Raw genomic sequence first — 810 nt, forward strand, 5'->3', positions numbered from 1 at the left:
GGACATTTTCCAACGACACTTCCGCGGCCACGATATCGTGGGTCACCGGGTCTACTGTCAGATGCAACTTGCGCCACACTCGCCGTTTTTCGGCGCCGAGTTTCCTGACCTTCCACTCGCCTTCCCCAAAGTCGAGTCGATAACCAGGTCGGTGATACGCCCCTTACAGGGCTGCCGATAGGCCACTTTCACAGTACGGGCTCGTTTGCTGACACGGCTGTAATCCGGCGCGCACAGCGGCACATTCATCAACTAGAACAGAGAATCGAGTAGCCCCTGAGTCGCCCGCAGGGTGAGGCTGAAAATCCCTTTGAGCAATAAGGTTGCGATGGTCTGGTCACTGTAAAGCGGAATACGGCCCCGTCGCCCGTGATGGTCATGGTGAAACCAGTTGTTCATGACTTCGGCATCAATCCAGAAGGTTAGTGAGCCACGGTTAATCAGAGACTTTTTGTATTTAGGCCAGTTGGTAATGGGGTGAAGCGACATGCCCATGATGCAGACTTGAAGAGAATGGTGGCGATCAGATCACCAAGTCCTGAGTTAGTTCCATTCAGGCTGCATCGATTTGGGCAACAACGCCAGTTAAAATCATCTCTCATATTAAACGGTCGTACCAACAAGCTATTGAGAGGTTCATTCTACATAAAATATATCACTAACAATGATTAAGCTGTTCGGACAAGCGAATACCCCCAATTTTTCACATGCAAGGCACTTGTGGATTTCATACGTAGATTCCCCCCCCGATAAACTACTAAAACTGAACTGAACCAGTTGATGCTGTGCTATAACAAAAACAAGCATAAG

General features: G+C 49.3%; 1 pseudogene. It reads right to left on the bottom strand.

The features are described from left to right. Positions 1-495: pseudogene (locus LG31_RS0120085) on the bottom strand (IS5 family transposase); the annotation flags it as partial. Between the last annotated feature and the right edge of the window lie 315 nt (positions 496-810).

The sequence above is a fragment of the Aeromonas lacus genome, from assembly GCF_000764665.1.
Lineage (GTDB): Bacteria > Pseudomonadota > Gammaproteobacteria > Enterobacterales > Aeromonadaceae > Aeromonas > Aeromonas lacus.